18 protein-coding genes are annotated in these 19,785 nt (G+C 49.0%); 14 read left to right on the top strand and 4 right to left on the bottom strand.

Going from position 1 to position 19,785, the window contains the following annotated elements; genetic code table 11:
• Positions 1–80 precede the first annotated feature (80 nt).
• From fabD to ptsG, 10 genes are all read left to right on the top strand, one after another.
• Positions 81–1,007, top strand: a complete 927-nt coding sequence (gene fabD / locus AC6R03_RS04895) for an ACP S-malonyltransferase (RefSeq protein ID WP_487901115.1) — start codon at positions 81–83, stop codon at positions 1,005–1,007.
• Between the two features lie 26 nt (positions 1,008–1,033).
• Positions 1,034–1,768, top strand: a complete 735-nt coding sequence (fabG, locus tag AC6R03_RS04900; RefSeq protein WP_334552782.1) for a 3-oxoacyl-ACP reductase FabG — start codon at positions 1,034–1,036, stop codon at positions 1,766–1,768.
• A gap of 305 nt (positions 1,769–2,073) precedes the next feature.
• Positions 2,074–2,307: an acyl carrier protein gene (gene acpP, locus AC6R03_RS04905; RefSeq protein ID WP_004406112.1), complete on the top strand. Its 234-nt coding sequence runs from the start codon at positions 2,074–2,076 to the stop codon at positions 2,305–2,307.
• Positions 2,308–2,398: 91 nt separating this feature from the next.
• Complete coding sequence (fabF, locus tag AC6R03_RS04910; RefSeq protein ID WP_500630303.1) at positions 2,399–3,643, top strand: beta-ketoacyl-ACP synthase II; 1,245 nt, start codon at positions 2,399–2,401, stop codon at positions 3,641–3,643.
• An 84-nt stretch (positions 3,644–3,727) separates the two neighbouring features.
• Positions 3,728–4,531 (top strand): aminodeoxychorismate lyase, encoded by an 804-nt coding sequence (gene pabC, locus AC6R03_RS04915; protein WP_500630302.1) that lies wholly within the window; start codon positions 3,728–3,730, stop codon positions 4,529–4,531.
• Positions 4,528–5,544 carry an endolytic transglycosylase MltG gene (gene mltG, locus AC6R03_RS04920; protein WP_500630301.1) on the top strand — a complete coding sequence of 339 codons (1,017 nt, stop codon included), beginning with the start codon at positions 4,528–4,530 and terminating at the stop codon, positions 5,542–5,544. Before pabC ends, mltG begins: the two co-directional genes overlap by 4 nt.
• Entirely contained in the window at positions 5,541–6,191 is a 651-nt protein-coding gene (gene tmk, locus AC6R03_RS04925) for a dTMP kinase (protein WP_500626108.1), read from the top strand. Before mltG ends, tmk begins: the two co-directional genes overlap by 4 nt.
• Before the next feature lies 1 nt (position 6,192).
• Complete coding sequence (gene holB, locus AC6R03_RS04930) at positions 6,193–7,155, top strand: DNA polymerase III subunit delta' (RefSeq protein WP_500630300.1); 963 nt, start codon at positions 6,193–6,195, stop codon at positions 7,153–7,155.
• Positions 7,146–7,913 carry a TatD family hydrolase gene (locus tag AC6R03_RS04935; protein ID WP_500630299.1) on the top strand — a complete coding sequence of 256 codons (768 nt, stop codon included), beginning with the start codon at positions 7,146–7,148 and terminating at the stop codon, positions 7,911–7,913. The genes holB and AC6R03_RS04935 overlap by 10 nt, the downstream gene beginning before the upstream one ends.
• A gap of 444 nt (positions 7,914–8,357) precedes the next feature.
• A complete protein-coding gene (gene ptsG / locus AC6R03_RS04940; protein WP_500630298.1) occupies positions 8,358–9,788 on the top strand; it encodes a PTS glucose transporter subunit IIBC in 1,431 nt (476 codons plus the stop codon).
• Between the two features lie 88 nt (positions 9,789–9,876).
• Here ptsG and AC6R03_RS04945 read toward each other — a convergent pair whose 3' ends face one another.
• A complete protein-coding gene (locus AC6R03_RS04945) occupies positions 9,877–10,662 on the bottom strand; it encodes a hypothetical protein (RefSeq protein ID WP_500630297.1) in 786 nt (261 codons plus the stop codon).
• 409 nt (positions 10,663–11,071) lie between these two features.
• Here AC6R03_RS04945 and AC6R03_RS04950 point away from each other — a divergent pair, with 409 nt between their 5' ends.
• Together AC6R03_RS04950 and AC6R03_RS04955 are read left to right on the top strand one after the other, a co-directional pair.
• Complete coding sequence (locus tag AC6R03_RS04950; protein ID WP_500630296.1) at positions 11,072–12,022, top strand: glutathione S-transferase family protein; 951 nt, start codon at positions 11,072–11,074, stop codon at positions 12,020–12,022.
• Between the two features lie 101 nt (positions 12,023–12,123).
• The gene (locus tag AC6R03_RS04955) at positions 12,124–13,395 is read left to right on the top strand and encodes an MgtC/SapB family protein (RefSeq protein WP_500630295.1); all 1,272 of its coding nucleotides are present in this window, start codon (positions 12,124–12,126) and stop codon (positions 13,393–13,395) included.
• Between the two features lie 62 nt (positions 13,396–13,457).
• On the opposite strand, the gene pta is transcribed toward AC6R03_RS04955, so the two are convergent.
• Both pta and AC6R03_RS04965 read right to left on the bottom strand, forming a co-directional pair.
• Positions 13,458–15,602, bottom strand: a complete 2,145-nt coding sequence (gene pta, locus AC6R03_RS04960; RefSeq protein WP_500630294.1) for a phosphate acetyltransferase — start codon at positions 15,600–15,602, stop codon at positions 13,458–13,460.
• A gap of 157 nt (positions 15,603–15,759) precedes the next feature.
• A complete protein-coding gene (locus AC6R03_RS04965; protein WP_334552522.1) occupies positions 15,760–16,956 on the bottom strand; it encodes an acetate kinase in 1,197 nt (398 codons plus the stop codon).
• 345 nt (positions 16,957–17,301) lie between these two features.
• Between AC6R03_RS04965 and yfbV the strand changes: the two genes are divergently transcribed.
• Entirely contained in the window at positions 17,302–17,754 is a 453-nt protein-coding gene (yfbV, locus tag AC6R03_RS04970) for a terminus macrodomain insulation protein YfbV (RefSeq protein ID WP_500626114.1), read from the top strand.
• 114 nt (positions 17,755–17,868) lie between these two features.
• Here the strand turns inward: yfbV and ald are convergent, their stop codons facing one another.
• Positions 17,869–18,993 carry an alanine dehydrogenase gene (gene ald / locus AC6R03_RS04975; RefSeq protein ID WP_500630293.1) on the bottom strand — a complete coding sequence of 375 codons (1,125 nt, stop codon included), beginning with the start codon at positions 18,991–18,993 and terminating at the stop codon, positions 17,869–17,871.
• Positions 18,994–19,149: 156 nt separating this feature from the next.
• On the opposite strand from ald, the gene lrp reads away from it, so the two are divergent.
• Positions 19,150–19,644, top strand: a complete 495-nt coding sequence (lrp, locus tag AC6R03_RS04980) for a leucine-responsive transcriptional regulator Lrp (protein ID WP_284190498.1) — start codon at positions 19,150–19,152, stop codon at positions 19,642–19,644.
• Positions 19,645–19,785 lie beyond the last annotated feature (141 nt).

Here is a 19,785-nt window from a genome sequence, read left to right on the forward strand (position 1 = left end):
CGCAGTGGCATCTTTTCTTTCTGACAGCAGAAAGAGCAACCGAATCAAGTCTTAAAAGAAATTGAGTTAAGGAAAAGAGTATGAGCAAGTTTGCTATCGTATTTCCAGGTCAAGGATCGCAAGCCGTTGGCATGTTGGCTGAACTTGGCGAGCAATACCCAGTAGTGAAAGCGACGTTTGCTGAGGCTTCAGAAGCACTCGGTTACGATCTTTGGGCGTTGGTGCAAGATGGGCCAGTGGAAGATCTTAACCAGACATTTCGCACCCAGCCTGCGCTGCTAGCGTCTTCGGTTGCGGTATGGCGTGTGTGGCAAGAGCTAGGACAAGAGCTGCCAGCCAACCTAGCGGGTCACAGCTTAGGTGAGTACTCTGCACTTGTGTGTGCAGGTGTGATTGATTTCCAGCAGGCGATCAAGCTAGTTGAATTGCGCGGCCGCTTAATGCAAGAAGCGGTACCAGCGGGCACGGGCGCTATGTATGCAATTATCGGTCTTGACGATGCCGCGATTGCTCAAGCGTGTGAAGACGCAGCGCAAGGCGAGGTTGTCTCTCCTGTTAACTTTAACTCGCCAGGTCAAGTTGTTATCGCCGGCAGTAAAGCGGCGGTGGAACGTGCGGGCGCCTTATGTAAAGAAGCGGGCGCAAAGCGCGCGTTGCCTTTACCTGTCTCTGTGCCTTCTCACTGCGCTCTGATGAAGCCTGCGGCGGATAAACTGGCGGTTGCACTAGAAGAGATCGAGTTCAACACGCCTTCTTTACCCGTCATCAACAACGTGGACGTCGTGGCAGAGACCGATCCTGCGAAAATCAAAGAAGCACTGGTGCGTCAGCTTTACAGCCCGGTGCGTTGGACGGAAAGTGTTCAGCTCATGAGCGAGCAAGGCGTCGAATCACTGTTAGAATTTGGCCCAGGTAAAGTATTGACTGGCTTGACGAAACGTATTGTAAAAACGCTTAGCGGCGCAGCCGTTAACGATGTCGCTTCACTCGAAGCAGCTAAGTCATAAGCGACTCAAAGGAAACAACAAACATGATGAATCTTGAAGGTAAAATCGCACTGGTTACCGGTGCTAGCCGTGGTATCGGCCGTGCTATCGCTGAACTATTGGTTGAGCGTGGTGCGACAGTGATCGGTACTGCAACCTCTGAAGGCGGTGCGGCAGCGATCAGCGAATACCTAGGGGACAAAGGTAAAGGACTCGCGTTAAACGTCACAGACGTGAACTCCATCGAGTCAACCCTGAAAACCATTAATGACGAGTTTGGTGCGATTGACATCCTAGTGAATAACGCAGGTATCACACGTGACAACTTGCTGATGCGTATGAAAGACGATGAGTGGAACGACATCATCGATACCAACCTCACGCCGATTTTCCGTATGTCAAAAGCGGTATTGCGCGGCATGATGAAAAAGCGTCATGGCCGTATCATCAACGTAGGTTCTGTGGTTGGCACTATGGGTAACGCAGGTCAGGCTAACTACGCGGCAGCGAAAGCTGGCGTGATTGGTTTTACTAAATCAATGGCACGTGAAGTTGCGTCTCGCGGCATCACAGTGAATACTGTGGCGCCTGGCTTTATTGAGACAGACATGACCAAAGCATTGAACGACGATCAGCGTGCGGCAACACTATCGAACGTCCCAGCGGGTCGTCTTGGTGACCCACGTGAGATTGCGTCGGCAGTGGTATTTCTGGCTTCCCCAGAAGCGGCATACATCACCGGCGAAACTTTGCACGTAAATGGCGGGATGTACATGGTTTAAATTGGGCTTTAGCAAGTGAAAGTGAACTTTTACATCAAATATCACTCGAAACTTTGCTGAATCTTCAATTTGTACCCAATGTCGCCAAATTGGCTATTTAATGTCATAAAAATAGCCTATAGTCAGTGTTTATTGGCAGTGAAGTGCACAAGATTTGTGCATGATTTAAGTCAAAAATGTATTGAATTTCGGTTAAAATCGCTAAAATTGTGGTTTGACCAGCAAGGTCCCACTTGCAACTTTCAATAGTTCGAATAAACTACGGAATCATCGCATTGAGCGAAATCTGTAAAGGAAAAGAAAAAATGAGCAACATCGAAGAACGCGTAAAGAAAATCATTGTTGAACAGCTAGGTGTAGACGAAGCAGAAGTGAAAAACGAAGCTTCTTTCGTTGATGACCTAGGTGCCGATTCTCTAGACACTGTTGAACTAGTAATGGCTCTAGAAGAAGAATTCGACACTGAGATTCCAGACGAAGAAGCTGAGAAGATCACTACTGTTCAAGCTGCAATCGACTACGTAAACAGCGCTCAGTAAACCCCTCTCTCAGGCGGCCAACTGGCCGCCTGTGTTTTACCAACTCTTCTATACCTCCCATAGAATCATTTCAAACCCGGAGAATAAAATCGTGTCCAAGCGTCGTGTTGTTGTCACTGGCATGGGTATGTTGTCACCGGTAGGCAACACTGTAGAATCCTCTTGGAAAGCCCTGCTAGCTGGTCAAAGTGGTATCGTCAATATCGAGCACTTTGATACTGAAAATTTCTCAACTCGTTTTGCAGGCCTAGTCAAAGATTTTGATTGCACAGAATACATGTCAAAGAAAGATGCACGTAAGATGGACTTGTTCATCCAGTACGGTATCGCAGCGGGTATTCAGGCTCTTGATGACTCTGGCTTAGAAATTAACGAAGAAAACGCCGCACGAGTGGGCGTCGCTATCGGTTCAGGCATTGGTGGCCTTGACTTGATTGAAGCGGGTCACTCAGCATTGGTCGAGAAAGGTCCACGTAAAGTGAGTCCGTTCTTCGTCCCATCGACCATTGTTAACATGGTGGCGGGTAACTTATCAATTATGCGTGGTCTACGTGGTCCAAATATTGCGATCTCGACGGCGTGTACAACTGGTCTGCACAACATCGGCCATGCAGCGCGTATGATCGCGTATGGCGATTGCGAAGCGATGGTGGCGGGTGGCTCAGAAAAAGCGTCCACCCCACTTGGTATGGCAGGTTTTGGTGCAGCGAAAGCACTGTCTACTCGTAATGATGCGCCTCAAAAAGCCTCTCGCCCTTGGGACAAAGACCGTGACGGTTTTGTTCTTGGTGATGGCGCAGGCATGATGGTGCTAGAAGAGTACGAACACGCGAAAGCGCGTGGCGCGAAAATTTACGCTGAAGTGGTTGGCTTTGGTATGTCAGGTGACGCTTACCACATGACTTCGCCAAGTGAAGATGGCTCAGGCGGTGCATTGGCAATGGAAGCGGCCATGCGTGACGCGGATATCGAAGGCACACAAGTTGGCTACGTGAATGCACACGGTACATCGACGCCAGCAGGCGACGTCGCGGAAGTGAAAGGCATCCGCCGTGCACTGGGTGAATCGGGCGCGAAACAAGTCAAAGTGTCATCAACCAAGTCGATGACAGGTCACTTGTTGGGTGCTGCGGGCTCAGTAGAAGCCATCATTACCGTACTCTCTTTGCGCGATCAAATTGTGCCGCCGACGATCAACCTTGATAACCCGGAAGAAGGGTTAGAGGATATCGATCTTGTGCCGCACACTGCGAAAGAAGTATCGATGGATTACGCGATTTGTAACTCATTCGGCTTTGGTGGTACGAACGGCTCGTTGGTGTTCAAAAAGATCTAAACCGTGCTACGTGTAGTGGGATGATTTGTGTTAAAACGGCTTAATGCTTCGGTATTAAGCCGTTTTGTTTTCTAAGGTGGATGGATGTTTTGGGTCAATGGACAGAGAGCGGACTCAATCGCGCTAAGTGATCGATCGTTTCAATATGGTGATGGCTGCTTTACGACCATACTGACTCGCCATGGTCAGATTGAGGGGTGGTCAGCCCATGTGTCGAGAATGGAAGCGTGCTTGCGTTTGCTGGGTATTGAGTTCCCAGATTGGCAGCAAGTGCGCCAATGGCTAGAGACGGCGTCACTGCCTGCAGCGAATGCCGGTCTCAAGCTGCATGTCAGCCGAGGAGAAGGTGGGCGCGGATATAGCCCTGCGCACGTCACGACACCCAATGTTACTATTAGCCACTTTGCATTTCCCGCCCATTATGAACAATGGCAACAGAATGGCGTAGCACTTGGCGTGTGCGAGCGGCGTTTAGGCCACAACCCACTCCTTGCCGGTCACAAACACAACAACCGACTTGAGCAAGTGTTGCTCAAACAAGAGTTAGACGAGCAAGGCTATGCAGATGGCTTGGCACTCGACATTGATGGCTTCGTGATAGAAACCACGATGGCGAACCTGTTTTGGTGTCGCGAAGACACGCTATTTACCCCCGACCTTACTCTTGCGGGGGTCGCGGGGACAATGAGAGAGCGCGTGCTTCAATGCGCATTGACAATGGGATTGCACATTGAAGTGGGGCAATTCACGCTCTGCGATATTGAACAGGCCGACGAGGTCTTCATCTGCAACGCTTTGTTAGGTGTCGCACCGGTCAGCGCTATTTCGCATAAAATGTTCACCATTGGACCACAAACTCGACGATTTCAGGAGAACCTTTCCTCGTGATTAAGAAAATCACCTATTTATTGATTGCTATATTGTTGATTGCTTTTGCGGGTTACCGCTACATCACTAACCAAGTGAATGAGTACGTCAATCAACCCCTATCGATGACACAAGAACTCATTTTTACCCTTAAAACCGGTACCAGCTTTCAGCGAGTGTTAAGTGACCTTACTCAGAGCGACCTTATCGAACCGAGCGATTTAACGCCGCTGGTTCGACGCTTTTATCCCGAGCTTACTCAAGTAAAAGCGGGTACCTATCTGTTGGAACCTGGCCTGACGCTACGTCAGGCGTTGCTGCTTTTTAAGTCGGGTAAAGAGCACCAGTTTTCGATCACCTTTGTTGAAGGGTCGACGTTCAAAGAGTGGCGTGAAGCGCTGTCTCAAGCGCCGCATCTGACGCATGATACGACAGAGATGACGGAAGCGGAGATTGCCCGAGCGCTAGAGCTCGATGTGGAGAAGTTAGAAGGCATGTTCTTAGCCGAAACCTACCACTATACCTTCGGAGCGTCAGAGTTGGATATTCTTGAGCGAGCATCGCGTAAGCTCACTCAGGTGCTCGATTATCACTGGGCAGAACGTCAGCGTGATTTACCATTGAAATCGTCGTATGAAGCCCTCATTCTTGCTTCTATCATTGAAAAAGAGACCTCAGTGGAAGAAGAGCGAGAGCGAGTCGCGTCAGTGTTTGTTAATCGCCTCAACAAAGGTATGCGTTTGCAAACCGATCCGACGGTTATTTATGGTATGGGCGACAGCTACGACGGCAACATACGTAAGAAAGACCTTCGTACGCCCACGCCTTATAACACCTATGTCATTTTTGGTCTGCCACCTACGCCGATCGCGATGCCGGGTGAAGCCTCTATTGCAGCGGCGACCAACCCTGAGAATGGGGATTACTACTACTTTGTCGCCAGTGGAACCGGCGGTCATGTGTTTTCAAAAACATTGGCTGAGCACAACCGCGCGGTCCGAGCCTATTTAAAACAGTTAAGAAGTAAACAATGACACAAGCAAAATTTATTGTTATCGAAGGATTAGAAGGCGCGGGTAAAAGCACCGCGATTCAAGCCGTATTGACCACGTTACAAGCGGCGGGCATCACTTCGATTCAACAAACTCGCGAACCCGGTGGCACCACGTTGGCTGAAAAGTTACGTGACTTGGTCAAGCAAGAGCATGAGGGTGAAGTGCTGCAAGACATGACGGAGCTACTGTTGATGTATGCCGCGCGTGTCCAACTGGTGGAAAATGTCATTAAGCCTGCCTTGGAAAAAGGTGAGTGGGTGGTGGGCGATCGTCATGATATGTCCTCGCAAGCCTATCAGGGTGGCGGCCGACAGATTACCGCTGAGACGATGTCAACACTCAAACAGACGACGCTTGGCGACTTTAAGCCCGACTTGACCTTGTACTTAGACATCGACCCTCGAGTTGGCCTTGAGCGAGCGCGTGGTCGAGGTGAACTCGACAGAATTGAAAAAATGGACATGAGTTTTTTCGATCGTACTCGCGCACGCTATCTTGAGATCGCGCGCCATGATGCAACGGTTCTGATCATCAATGCTGAGCAATCTATAGAGCAAGTGGCTGCCGATATCTCTGCGGCGTTGAAAGGCTGGCTAGAGGCTCAGACTGAGCAAGGCGTCGCCTAGTATGAATGAGCTGTACCCTTGGTTAACACCGCTTTGGGCGGAGTGGAAATCGAGCCTCGAACACCAGCGTTTTGCCAACGCCTCGATGTTGATTGCACAGAGTGGCATGGGGGCAGAGCAGTTGGTGGACAGACTCTCAAGAGCAGTGATGTGCCAACACGACCACTCTGAGCCGTGTGGGTTTTGTCATGGTTGCCAGTTGATGCAATCGCAAAGCCATCCCGATTTTCATCGAGTGGTGCCTGAAAAAGAGGGCAAAGCGATCACTGTTGAACAGGTGCGGCAGTGCAACCGGTTAGCACAAGAATCGTCCCAACTTGGTGGCTATCGACTGTTTGTGATTGAGCCGGCTGAGGCAATGAACACGTCCGCCTCGAACGCTTTGCTCAAAACCTTGGAAGAGCCAGGGGAAAACTGTCTGTTCCTTTTGGTGACGCACCGTCAGAATCATCTGCTTGCCACCATCACCAGTCGCTGCCAGCAATGGTATCTCAATACGCCGAGTGCCACCGACGTCGCAGAGTGGTTGTCACATCACACACAAAAGGCGGTGCCGGCCTTTGCCGCCCATATTCATGCGAACTCCCCGCTCGATACGTTGGCGTTTATTGAACAGGGGGGGGAATCTCAGTATCAGCAGCTAGAGTCCGCCTTGCTTGCGTTTTTGGTCAGCCAAGACGATGGGGTGAAGCTTGCTAAGGAATTGGCGAAAGCGCCCGATGAGTCTATACCCTGGTTATGGACCTTGCTGACTGATGCACAAAAAGTTCATTTTTCAGTGAGGGATGAGGCGATGACACCTGGCTGTCAGCGTGTAGCTGAGACAGTGTCTTACGCGCAGCTCTACCAACATACACAATCACTGACTAAACTTATTAATCAACTGAGTGACCACCCAGGGCTCAACGCAGAGTTACTGATCATGAGTTGGTTGTTCTCATTAAAAGAGGAATTATGTTCGTAGATTCGCACTGTCATCTAGATAAACTTGATTACCAAGAGCGACATAATGATGTGGCTGATGTCATAAAGAAAGCCACCGCTGCTAATGTCACCGAGTTGCTTTCGGTGGGGGTCACGCTTGATTCGTTTCCCGATATGTTGGCTATGATTGAGCCTTATGACAACGTACACGCGTCGTGTGGGGTTCATCCATTGGACGTCGAAAGTGACTTTGCCCTTGATCGCTTACATGAATACGCAAGTCATCCGAAAGTGGTCGCGATTGGTGAAACGGGCCTGGATTATCACTATCAGCCTGAAACCGCTGACCTGCAAAAACTGCGCTTTGAGCAGCAGGTCGAGCTCGCGGTCAATGTGAATAAGCCGCTGATCATTCATACGCGCAACGCACGAGAAGATACTCTGGCTATTTTAAGAGCAGGACAGGCAGAGAAATGCGGTGGTGTCATCCACTGTTTTACGGAAGATCTTACCTTTGCTAAGCAAGCGATGGAGTTAGGCTTTTACATTTCCATCTCTGGTATCGTGACGTTTCGACAAGCAACGGAGTTGAAAGACGTGGTCAAAGCGTTGCCACTTGATCGCTTGTTGATTGAGACCGATTCTCCCTATTTGGCCCCGGTCCCTCATCGCGGCCAACAGAATGAACCTGCTTATGTGGTTGAAGTCGCCGCATACATTGCGAAGCTTAAGTCTTGCGGCCTACATGAGGTGGCCGCAGCCACAACGACGAACTTCAAAAAACTTTTTTTAAGATAGAAATTAATGGCGGTATAAAAAAGGGGCGCTCGCCCTTTTTTTTTGTTACAAGCGTCACGTATCTGACTCATCAAACCAGTGTTCACCAAATCTGTTGAAGATGCGAGACAAAATTTGTTCAAATGTAATTTTGTTACATAAAATAACAATCTATTCTATTTTATTTACGCCATAAAATTAATGTTGTGCAATAAAAACTTCATATTTTTCATGGGGATAAGTTGGTATGAGGGCCTTGTTTGGCGCTTCGTTACTGTGATCTATCTAGTAGTTTGAAACTTATTTTCGTAACGCGCTAGAAAGTTTGTTCACCATCAAGATATATTTAGAGGCAGAAAATATACTGTCATATGTGGTTACATTTTCTTTGGGTGCTAACATTTAAGGCTGCGGGGGTGTGCCGTTAGTGCCCGATAATTCTTATAACTTTTCAGGAGCATAAACATGTTTAAGAATCTTTTTGCTAACCTGCAAAAAGTAGGTAAATCACTGATGCTACCAGTATCAGTATTGCCTGTTGCAGGTATCCTACTTGGTGTTGGTGCTGCCAACCTTGGTTTCATTCCAGAGATTGTATCAAACCTAATGGAACAAGCGGGTGGTTCAGTATTTGGCCAGATGGCACTGCTATTTGCAGTGGGTGTCGCTCTAGGCTTCACTAACAACGACGGCGTAGCGGGCCTTGCTGCTATCGTTGGTTACGGCATCATGACGGCAACACTAAGCGTTATGGCTGGCGTGATGGGCGTTGAGAAAATCGATACGGGTGTTCTCGGTGGTATCCTAGTCGGTGGTGTGGCTGCGTGGGCGTTTAACCGCTTCTTCCGCATTCAATTGCCTGAGTACCTTGGCTTCTTCGCTGGTAAGCGTGCTGTGCCAATCATCACTGGTTTTGCAGCTATCGCACTGGGTATCGTACTGTCTATCATCTGGCCACCAATTGGTTCAGCTATCGGTGCGTTCTCTCACTGGGCTGCAGAGCAAAACCCACAACTTGCATTCGGTATCTACGGTATCGTTGAGCGTTCATTGATCCCATTCGGTCTACACCACGTGTGGAACGTACCTTTCTTCTTCGAAGCAGGTCAATGTGTGAACGCAGCAGGTGAAACTCAAAACGGCGTACTGACATGTTACCTAGTGGCAGATGAAGCGTCTCGCGCAGCAGGTAATGGCTTCGGTCAGCTTGCAGGTGGCTACATGTTCAAGATGTTCGGTCTACCAGCAGCGGCTATCGCGATTGCACACTCTGCTAAGCCAGAGAACCGCGTTAAAGTTATGGGTATCATGGCGTCAGCAGCGTTGACTTCATTCCTAACAGGTATTACTGAGCCAATCGAATTCTCATTCCTATTCGTTGCGCCACTACTTTACGGAATCCACGCTCTACTTGCTGGTTCTGCATACGTTGTTGCTAACACTATCGGCTTCGTACACGGTACATCATTCTCTCACGGCTTGATCGACTTCCTAGTACTTTCTGGCAACGCTCAGAAGATGGGTATCATGATCGCGACTGGTCTTGTTTACGCAGCAATCTACTACGTAGTATTCCGTGCAGTGATCAAAGCGATGGACCTAAAAACTCCTGGTCGTGAAGACGAAACTCAAGCTGAAGCGGCGGCGTCTGGTTCAGACATGGCTGGTGAGCTTGTTGCAGCGTTCGGCGGTAAAGCAAACATTACAGGTCTTGACGCGTGTATCACTCGTCTACGTGTTGCGGTTGCTGACACAGAAGTGGTTGACCAAGACAAACTTAAGAAATTGGGTGCAGCAGGCGTTGTAGTCGTCGCAGGTGGTGTTCAAGCTATCTTCGGTACTAAGTCTGACAACCTTAAAACAGATATGGATGAGTGGATTCGTAACAACGGATAATCCCTACCCTCATCGATAGATAGAAAATGCCAGTCAAGTGACTGGCATTTTTTATGGCTTAGCGTTACTAAATGTGCACGGCTGACACTCAGAAACGCCAATCGATCCCCAATGAAATTTTCGCATCTTCGCTGCGCTTTTTCGGGCCTAGGACTTCGGTCTCAATGTTGTGATAGCGGCCTTCCACAAAGATATTAATGTTCTGACCATTCACATAAGCTTGCATCCCTTGAACCCACATCAAATCGACAAAGTTGAGGTCATCAATACCGTCGACAGCTTGTCCAGCCATCGCTTGAATGACGGTGTAGTGGGTGTCATTCCAAGGCTGCAAGGCATAAAGGTTGACCGATGCTAAGTGGGCATCTTTCGCCCCCAAAGAGTGCAGCACAGATTGAATCTCATCAACGCTACCGCCACTGTTTTTGGCGATGCGGCCTGCCGCTTTATTGAGGTCGACATCCACATAAGTGTAATTCACTGAAGGGAAGAACTTTGTGGTGCCGTTGGCGGCTTCCAGAGGCAGCATGTAGCCTGCGGTGTAGGAGTCTGCCAGCTTAGTGCCATACAAGTCGATATAAACCCCGCCCACACGACTGTCAAAATGCGCCATGCGTGCACGCATGTTATCTGTATCCGTGAAGTATTCACCAAAGAGCACGGTTTGAGTTTTGCCTTCTGGTCCCGCATCGTAAAGGTTGGCAGCGCCATAGCCGGCAAACAGCTTTAACTCACCGCTGTCTGTGTTGACCATAGTACCAATGCGGGATTGGGTATTTCGTGGATCGAACGCGTGCAACTCATCCGAGTCCGCAGCAAAAATTGTGCTAGAAGCGAGGGCCAGAGCCACTGCACAAATCGTGGTGTTTTTCATCGTTATACCTTTTTCGTTGTTGTGCGCCAGCGAAGGGAGAGGGCGCTTACGACGTATCCTAATGAGATCAAAAAATGAGAAACATAGAGAGGGGGTTATTAAACACATAACAATCGAAGATGTATGTCTTGATTGAAATGTGATGTTCTCCGTGACGTTAGCAAGAGGTATGGAAATTGTTGCGATTTACTGGAAGGTATATCAAGTTTCAGCGCTCATAGTGGAGAGGCTAGGAATAGATGAGACAAAGGATTTCTTTCATTTATCTCTACTGGTTATGAGTAAGTTTGCTGGCAGTTATTCAAATATGTTGACCAAGTTCGTCTAATTTCCCTTACTGCCATTTTGAATCAACTCGCTATAGTAAAAGCAAGGTTTTTACAGTGAACGAGAATAACGAAGGTGAATTATGGGCAAGCTAGTTGAAGGCGTGTGGCACGATGTGTGGTACGACACTAAATCAAACGGCGGTCAATTTGTGCGCGAAGACGCCGGGTTTCGTGATTGGGTCGTCAATGAAGAGGGCGCGCGTTTTGCGCCGGAATCCGGGCGCTATCATCTTTATGTCTCGCTCGCGTGTCCTTGGGCTCACCGAACTCTAATTTTTCGCCGCCTAAAAGGGCTGGAGTCTCATATTGATGTCACTGTGGTCTGCCCAGATATGATGAGTGAAGGCTGGCAAATGGGGCTGCCTGAGCCGCTGTTTGGTCATACGCGATTGCACCAAATCTACACTCAGGCTAAGTCCGACTACACAGGGCGCGTTACGGTGCCTGTCTTGTGGGATAAAAAGCACAACACCATTGTCAGCAATGAGTCGTCAGAAATCATCCGTATGTTTAATCATGCGTTCAACGACTTGACGGGCAATACTCTCGATTACTATCCAGACCACCTCCGCGAAGTGATTGATGAGTGGAACGATTTTATCTACCCCAACGTCAATAATGGTGTCTACCGCTGCGGTTTTGCGACGACGCAAGAAGCGTACGAAGAAGCATACGATAAGCTGTTCTCTGCGTTGGATAAGCTTGATACTCATCTCGCGAGTCATCGCTACCTAGCGGGCGGTCAGGTAACGGAGGCCGATTGGCGTTTGTTTACCACCTTGATTCGTTTTGATGCGGTGTATGTGGGCCACTTTAAATGCAATAAGCAGCGTATTGAAGATTACCCGAACTTGCACGGTTATCTAAAAGAGTTGTACCAAGTGGAAGGGGTCAAAGAGACCACAGATTTTTATCATATTAAGCGCCATTACTATTTCAGTCACACCGGGATCAACCCCACACAAGTGGTACCTAAAGGACCAGAATTAGACCTCGATTCTCCCCACGGACGAGAGGTCATCAGCGCTTAACTTAATCCCCCGCACTTCGCGGGGTTTTTTATGCCCTATCACAGAATTATCTGCGTTAGTTCCTACACTTAACATTGGACAGTTAGCAAGTGGGAGGGCGTATGGAGTTACAACATCTCGTCAGCGATGAGCAGCTCTTTTGGCATCTTTTGATTGCGTTGATGCTTGGGGCGATTGTTGGGACACAGCGTGGCTGGGTGATGCGCAATAATGCGGAAGGCACGCGCGTTGCAGGGATCCGAACCTTCTCTCTCGTAGCGGTACTCGGCGCGCTGGTCGCGATTTTAGCCAAAGTCTATTCCCCTTTGCTGCTGGGTTTTGCTTTTGTCGCCTTGGTGATTCTTGCTTGTGTGGCGTTTGTCGCGCAGCAAAAAAACAGCACCAGCATCAGTATTACCGGTGTGGTCAGCTTGCTGATGACCTTTGTTCTCGGCGCGCTCACGGTCTCGGGGTACGCTGTCTTGGCTGCGTCAGCGGCGGTGATTACGGCAGTGGTGCTTGATAACAAACGCGAACTGCACCAAGCCCTGCAACGTCTACAAGAGTACGAATTGGACGCGGCACTGCGGCTATTGATGATCTCCATCGTCTTATTGCCATTGCTACCAAATCAAACCTTTGGGCCTTGGAATGCGCTCAATCCATATGAAATTTGGTGGATGGTGGTGTTGATCGCAAGCATCTCTTTTGTGGGCTATTTTGCGATCAAAATTGGCGGTACCAAACGGGGTATCTTGTTCACTTCGCTATTTGCTGGATTGAGCTCATCGACGGCGCTGACATTGCAATTTTCTCATCTATCACGGGAACAGCCGCATTTGAGCGGTTTACTCGCTACGGGCATATTAGTCAGTTGTGGCACCATGTTTCCGCGTTTACTGATTGTGCTAAGCGTGATTAACCCCTTACTGGTCGAGCAAATCGCTTACCCAGCGTTAGTGACGATGGCAGCACTCTATCTGCCCGCATGGTGGATTTGGCGCCGCTGTCATATCGAGCCTGTCGAACCCAATAGCAAGCAAAGTAACCCACTTGCGTTGCAATCGGCCTTGCTGTTTGGTTTGGTGCTCGCGGGGATCATTTTACTTTCGCATGCCTTGACTGAGTGGTTTGGTGAGTCGGGTGTGCTGATCCTAGCGGGGATCTCTGGCATGACAGATGTCGATGCAATTTCTCTCGCGCTGGGCAGACAAAGCGTGACCATATTAAGCGTAGAGGTGGCATCGCTGGCGATCTTAATTGCGGCGGCGGTGAATACGTTAGTAAAAATGTCGATGGTGGCCATCATTGGTGGCCGGGCGCTATGGCACAAAGTGGTGCCGGTTATGAGCTCCGCCGTTATGCTCGGCGCCGTTATGTATGGCTTGCAATAATAGGGAAATAAAAAAGCCCTCCAGTAGTCGGAGGGCTTAAAAGAGTCTCGCAAGAGCGGTGATTACTTCTGCTCTTGGTCTGCTTGAATCGCTGTCAGCGCGATGGTGTAGACGATGTCATCAACCAAGGCACCACGAGATAGGTCGTTCACCGGCTTGCGCATACCTTGCAGCATTGGACCGATAGAAACAAGGTCAGCACTACGCTGTACCGCTTTATACGTCGTGTTACCTGTGTTTAAGTCTGGGAAGACAAATACCGTCGCTTTACCTGCAACAGGCGAGTTCGGAGCTTTAGACGCTGCCACATTCTCCATGATCGCCGCGTCGTACTGTAGCGGACCGTCAATCACTAGATCAGGACGTTTTTCCTTAGCAATGCGTGTTGCTTCACGCACTTTATCGACGTCTGCACCTTTACCAGACTCACCGGTAGAGTAAGAGATCATCGCAACGCGAGGATCAATACCAAAGGCCGCAGCAGAGTCTGCAGATTGAATCGCGATTTCCGCCAATTGTTCCGCCGTTGGGTCTGGGTTGATCGCACAGTCGCCGTAAACCAGTACTTGGTCTGGCAGTAGCATGAAGAACACAGACGAAACGATAGACGCATTCGGCGCAGTCTTAATGATTTGGAACGGAGGAACGATGGTGTTCGCCGTAGTGTGAACCGCACCTGAAACTAGGCCATCGACTTCGTTGTTTTCAAGCATCATGGTGCCAAGGAATACGGAGTCTTCAAGCTTCTCACGCGCAACCACTTCAGTCATGCCTTTCGCACCACGAAGCTCAACTAGACGAGCAACGTAGTTTTCACGGATAGCGTCTGAGTCGATGATCTGCACACCAGCGCCAAGCTCAACACCTTGCTGCTCCGCGACGCGGCGGATTTCAGCGGGGTTACCTAGCAACACACACTCAGCAATGCCGCGCTCTGCACAGATGGCAGCCGCTTTCACTGTACGTGGTTCGTCGCCTTCTGGAAGTACGATACGCTTGCCTGCTTTACGGGCCAGTTCAGTCAACTGGTAACGGAACGCGGGTGGACTTAGGCGACGTGATTTTTGCGTGCCTTCAGTCATAGACTCAATCCAGTTACCGTCGATGTGGCCAGCAACGTGTTCATTGATGAACTCGATACGCTCTTTATCATCTGCGGGAACTTCGATGCTGAAGCTTTGCAGGTTCAATGATGTTTGCCACGTGTTACCTTGTGCTTTAAAGATAGGTAGACCAGTGTCAAACGCTGGCTGACAGAGACCTGAGATTTCCTTAGGAATGTCGTAGCCGCCGGTCAGCAAAATAGCACCGATGTCGACGCCGTTCATTGCCGCCAGTGATGCGGCAACGATAACGTCAGGACGGTCTGCTGAAGTCACAAGCAGTGAACCCGGTTTAAAGTGCTCGATCATGTTTGGCAAAGAGCGCGCACAGAAAGTGATGCTCTTAATGCGGCGAGTGTTGATGTCACCGGCGTTAATGATGTCTGCTTTTAGGTGCTCTGCCATGTCGATAGCGCGTGTCGCGATGAGATCGATGCTCCAAGGCACACAACCTAGTACACGGATAGGAGAAGTGTTGAAGATCTCCATCACTTTTAGCTCGCTTTGCTTCGCGCTGTCTGCGTCATCAAAGATCTCAGACAGATCAGGGCGAGTACGACCCGCTTCGTCAACCGGTGCGTTGAGCTTGTTGATGATCACGCCAGAGATGTTTTTGTTCTTAGTGCCACCAAAGTTTGAACACGCAACTTCAATACGCTCTTTCAGTTGCGCAGGGTTATCGGTACCCGGTGTGGCGACAAGCACGATTTCTGCGCCCAATGTGGCCGCGATTTCCGCGTTCACTTGGTTGGCAAATGGGTGCTTACGCGTTGGCACAAGACCTTCGATCAGGGTTACGTCTGCATCTTTGTTGATCTGGTTGTAACGTTCAACGACGGTTTCTAGCAACTCGTCCATGTTGTCGTTACCGATCAAGCTTTCCGCGACAGACATCGGCATTGGCTGGCCGATTTTCACATCGCTGTTACGGCCCACAATCGTCGAGGTGAGATCCGGTTGATCGCCACCGCTACGAGGTTGACAGATTGGCTTGTAGAAAGAAACTTTAACGCCTTTACGCTCCATAGCGCGAAGAACACCCATACTCACGCTGGTCAGACCGACGCCAGCACTGGTAGGGATAAGCATAATAGTACGAGACATTCGTAGAGTACCTTTAGCTATTAGGGGGAGTTAAGCACAGTGACATAAACGATAGAGAGGGAGAATGCCAGTTGTGCCCCTTGGTCATCACAGTTAGCTGTAATTGACCGACTTCAGTTAGAAAACCGGCTAGCACTTGGCTAGCCGGTGAATCTGATTAAAGACCTGCTAGGCGAGCAGTGTCTTCGGCAATGACAAGCTCTTCGTTGGTCGAAATCACCATTGCTGGGATGCGGCTGTCTGCAGTTGTGATGGTGCCTTCACCGCCAAAACGTGCTTTCAGGTTTGCTTCACCATCTACTTCGATACCGAATACGCCTAGACGGTTCAATACCATCTCACGGATTGGGCCAGAGTTTTCACCGATACCGCCAGTAAAGACGATCGCGTCTAGACGGCCTTCCAGTGTCGCAGTGTAACCCGCTACGTATTTCGCTAAGCGGTGACAGAAGACGTCCATCGCACGCGTTGCTTCTTCTTTTTGACCGTAGTTGTCTTCAACGAAACGACAGTCAGACGTCACTTCAGTTAGACCTTGTAGGCCAGACTCTTTGGTTAGCATGGTGTTGATTTGCTCAACAGAGTAACCTAGTGCGTCGTGTAGGTGGAAGATGATTGCAGGGTCGATATCACCACAGCGTGTACCCATCACCAAACCTTCAAGCGGTGTCAGACCCATAGAGGTGTCTACTGATTTACCGTTCTTGATTGCACACACAGATGCGCCGTTACCTAGGTGACAGTTGATGATGTTCAATTCGTCAGCCGGTTTACCTAGACGCTCAGCTGCTTCGCGAGCGATGAATAGGTGTGATGTGCCGTGCATGCCGTAGCGACGGATACCGTGCTCTTTGTACAGGTTGTATGGCAGTGCGTATAGGTACGCTTCTTCAGGCATAGACTGGTGGAAAGCCGTATCAAATACCGCAGACATTGGTAGGCCAGGGAACGCTTTTTGAGCCGCTTTAATACCAATGATCGCTGCTGGGTTGTGAAGAGGCGCCAATGTTGCACAGTCTTCGATACCTTTCAGTACGTCGTCAGTGATAAGCGCAGATTGCGTGAATTTCTCGCCGCCGTGTACCACACGGTGACCGATCGCTTTCAGTTGCTGTGCAAGTTCTGGCTTAGAAGCAAGAATAGTTTCAACGATGAAAGAAAGAGCTTCATCGTGCGCAGCGCCTTCACCAAGTTGTGCTTCGTGTTTGCCATCTAGCTTCCATTTGATACGCGCTTCTGGAAGATGAAGACATTCAGCAAGACCGGTTAGGTGCTCGTCGCCGTTTGCTGCATCAACAATAGCGAACTTAAGAGAAGAACTACCGCAGTTTAAAACTAAAACTAGCTTTGACATGAGTGACTACCTGTAATAATCAGTTAGGATAAAAATTAATCACAAGAATAGACGATACGAGGTTCGCTGCGTACTAATCTTGGTCAAAAAAACGTCGAATTCCGTATAAAGAGACAGTAACGTCTCCCGAACGTTACCATTGCATCCTTGCAGATAGGTCCCATAGAGTTGCGTAAATTGTAAATAACAGCAACAATGAGATTGTGGGTCCGCGAAGGATAACGATAATAGAGAATAATAACAAAAAATTTTGAAAGAATATTAACTTTTATCAATTTTTTACTTAGAAAGTTTAATTCTTCAACTAAATTTTAATTTGGTCGCCTAAACCAGTGAGAGAGTCGTATGAGTAATAAAGTCGGTTTGATTCATAGCCTACGTGACGGTCAAAAATACATGGAAATCTGGCCGATGCGCAAAGAGCTTAACATGCTGTTTCCAGAGCAACGCATCATTAAGGCGACTCGGTTTGGTGTGAAGGTCATGCCTGCGATTGCAGCCATCAGTGTGCTGACTCAAATGGCGTTCAACAACTATCAGGCTATGCCGCAGGCGGTGATCATCGCCTTGTTTGCCATCAGTATGCCCATTCAAGGCATGTGGTGGCTCGGCAATCGTTCGAACACTGTACTTCCTCCTGCGTTGGCCGGCTGGTATCGAGAAATCCATCAGAAAATTGTCGACAGTGGAGGCGCGCTAGAGCCGATGAAATCTCGTCCGCGTTATAAAGAGTTGGCGCGTCTACTTAACCGAGCGTTTAAACAGCTAGATCGTGCGTCATTAGAGCGCTGGTTTTAAGCGTTCTCGGATTGATCCTTACGGCTTGGTCAGAGCCAATTCTTAGAATCAATAGAATAAAGAAAGCGCTTGTGTTTCGGCACAAGCGCTTTTGTTTGTTGTTGCTGTTAAAGCTTAGTTGAACATCGCGATCGCTTGTTCTGGAACGACGTACTCAAGGTCAAAGCTTTCCGCCACTTCTTGGCAAGTTACTTTACCGTGAATAACGTTCAATCCTTCCAGGAAGCCTTTGTCTTCGAGTAGCGCTTGGCGATAGCCTTTATTGGCCAGTTTGACAATGTACGGCAAGGTCGCGTTGTTAAGAGCGAAGGTTGACGTGCGCGCAACCGCACCCGGCATGTTCGCCACACAGTAGTGGACAACGTCATCAACAATGTAGGTCGGATCGGCGTGCGTGGTCGCGTGAGAGGTTTCAAAACAGCCGCCTTGGTCGATAGCAACATCCACTACCGCCGCGCCCGGTTTCATCTTGGCAATGTGCTCTTTAGTGACCAGCTTCGGCGCCGCAGCACCTGGGATCAATACCGCACCGATGACCAAATCCGCTTCGAGTACGTGTTTTTCAATCGCGTCTTTGGTTGAGTAGACGACTTTTGCACGGCCTTGGAACTCTTCGTCCAAGCGGCGCAAAGTGTCGACATTTCGGTCAAGGATAGTCACATCTGCGCGCAGACCAACGGCCATGCGCGCCGCGTTTGCACCGACCACACCACCACCGATGACCACCACTTTTGCAGGCTCCACACCCGGTACGCCGCCTAGCAGAAGACCACGTCCGCCGTGCGATTTTTCCAAGGTTTGCGCACCGGCTTGGATAGACATTCGACCCGCAACCTCAGACATTGGCGCTAATAGTGGCAAGCGACCCATATTATCTGTTACAGTCTCGTAGGCTATACAGACGGCTTTGCTCTTGATTAGCTCTTCAGTTTGTGGAAAATCTGGTGCGAGGTGTAAATAAGTAAATAAAATTTGCCCTTCGCGGAGCATGGCTCGCTCGACAGCTTGAGGTTCTTTAACCTTTACAATCATCTCTGCCTTCGCAAATACGTCGGCAGCAGTAGGAAGAATGGATGCGCCTACAGCGATGTAATCATCGTCTGAAAAACCGATGCCTGCGCCGGCATTGGTTTCAACCAACACTTGGTGGCCTTGTGAGACTAACTCGCGGACGCTGGCTGGGATCATGCCCACACGGTATTCGTGGTTTTTAATTTCCTTTGGTACGCCAATGATCATCCTGACTCCTTATCGATAAATGGTTGTATCAACTGTATTTAGGGTAATTCTGTCGAATTAATGCCTAGTATAGTTAGGATGTAATAAAATTTGATACCGTATATTAAGAAGTTGTAGTATAAATTTTTGCAAGGAAGTAATAAGGTGGAATAAAAAATGGCAGACAACAATAAGAAGCCGTCCAAGGATCTAGACCGTATCGATCGCAATATTCTGAATGAGTTGCAAAAAGATGGTCGAATTTCGAATGTAGAATTGTCTAAACGAGTCGGTCTTTCGCCCACTCCGTGTTTAGAGCGTGTAAGACGCTTAGAGCGTCAGGGATACATCACTGGGTACACAGCGTTGCTCAACCCTCAGTACCTAGACGCGTCTCTATTGGTGTTTGTGGAGATCACGCTAAACCGTGGTGCTCCAGACGTGTTTGAACAGTTTAATGCAGCCGTACAGAAGCTTGACGACATCCAAGAGTGTCATCTTGTTTCTGGTGATTTCGACTATCTTTTGAAAACACGTGTTTCGGATATGAGTGCTTATCGTAAACTGCTAGGGGATACACTACTTCGTCTACCCGGTGTTAATGACACACGTACTTACGTGGTTATGGAAGAAGTGAAACAAACCAATCAATTGGTGATCAAAACTCGTTAATCCCTAAGCCTAGTATGGGAATGACTATGCAGGGCGAAGGCGAGACAAAGTGAGAATCCCTTTCGATATTCTGACTTTTCATAATTGGGTTTTGTAGGCCGATGTGGTTAAATCAATAGTCCGTGCAGCTTGGCTGTTCGG

This window comes from Vibrio sp. R10-SG-ISO4, assembly GCF_059834135.1.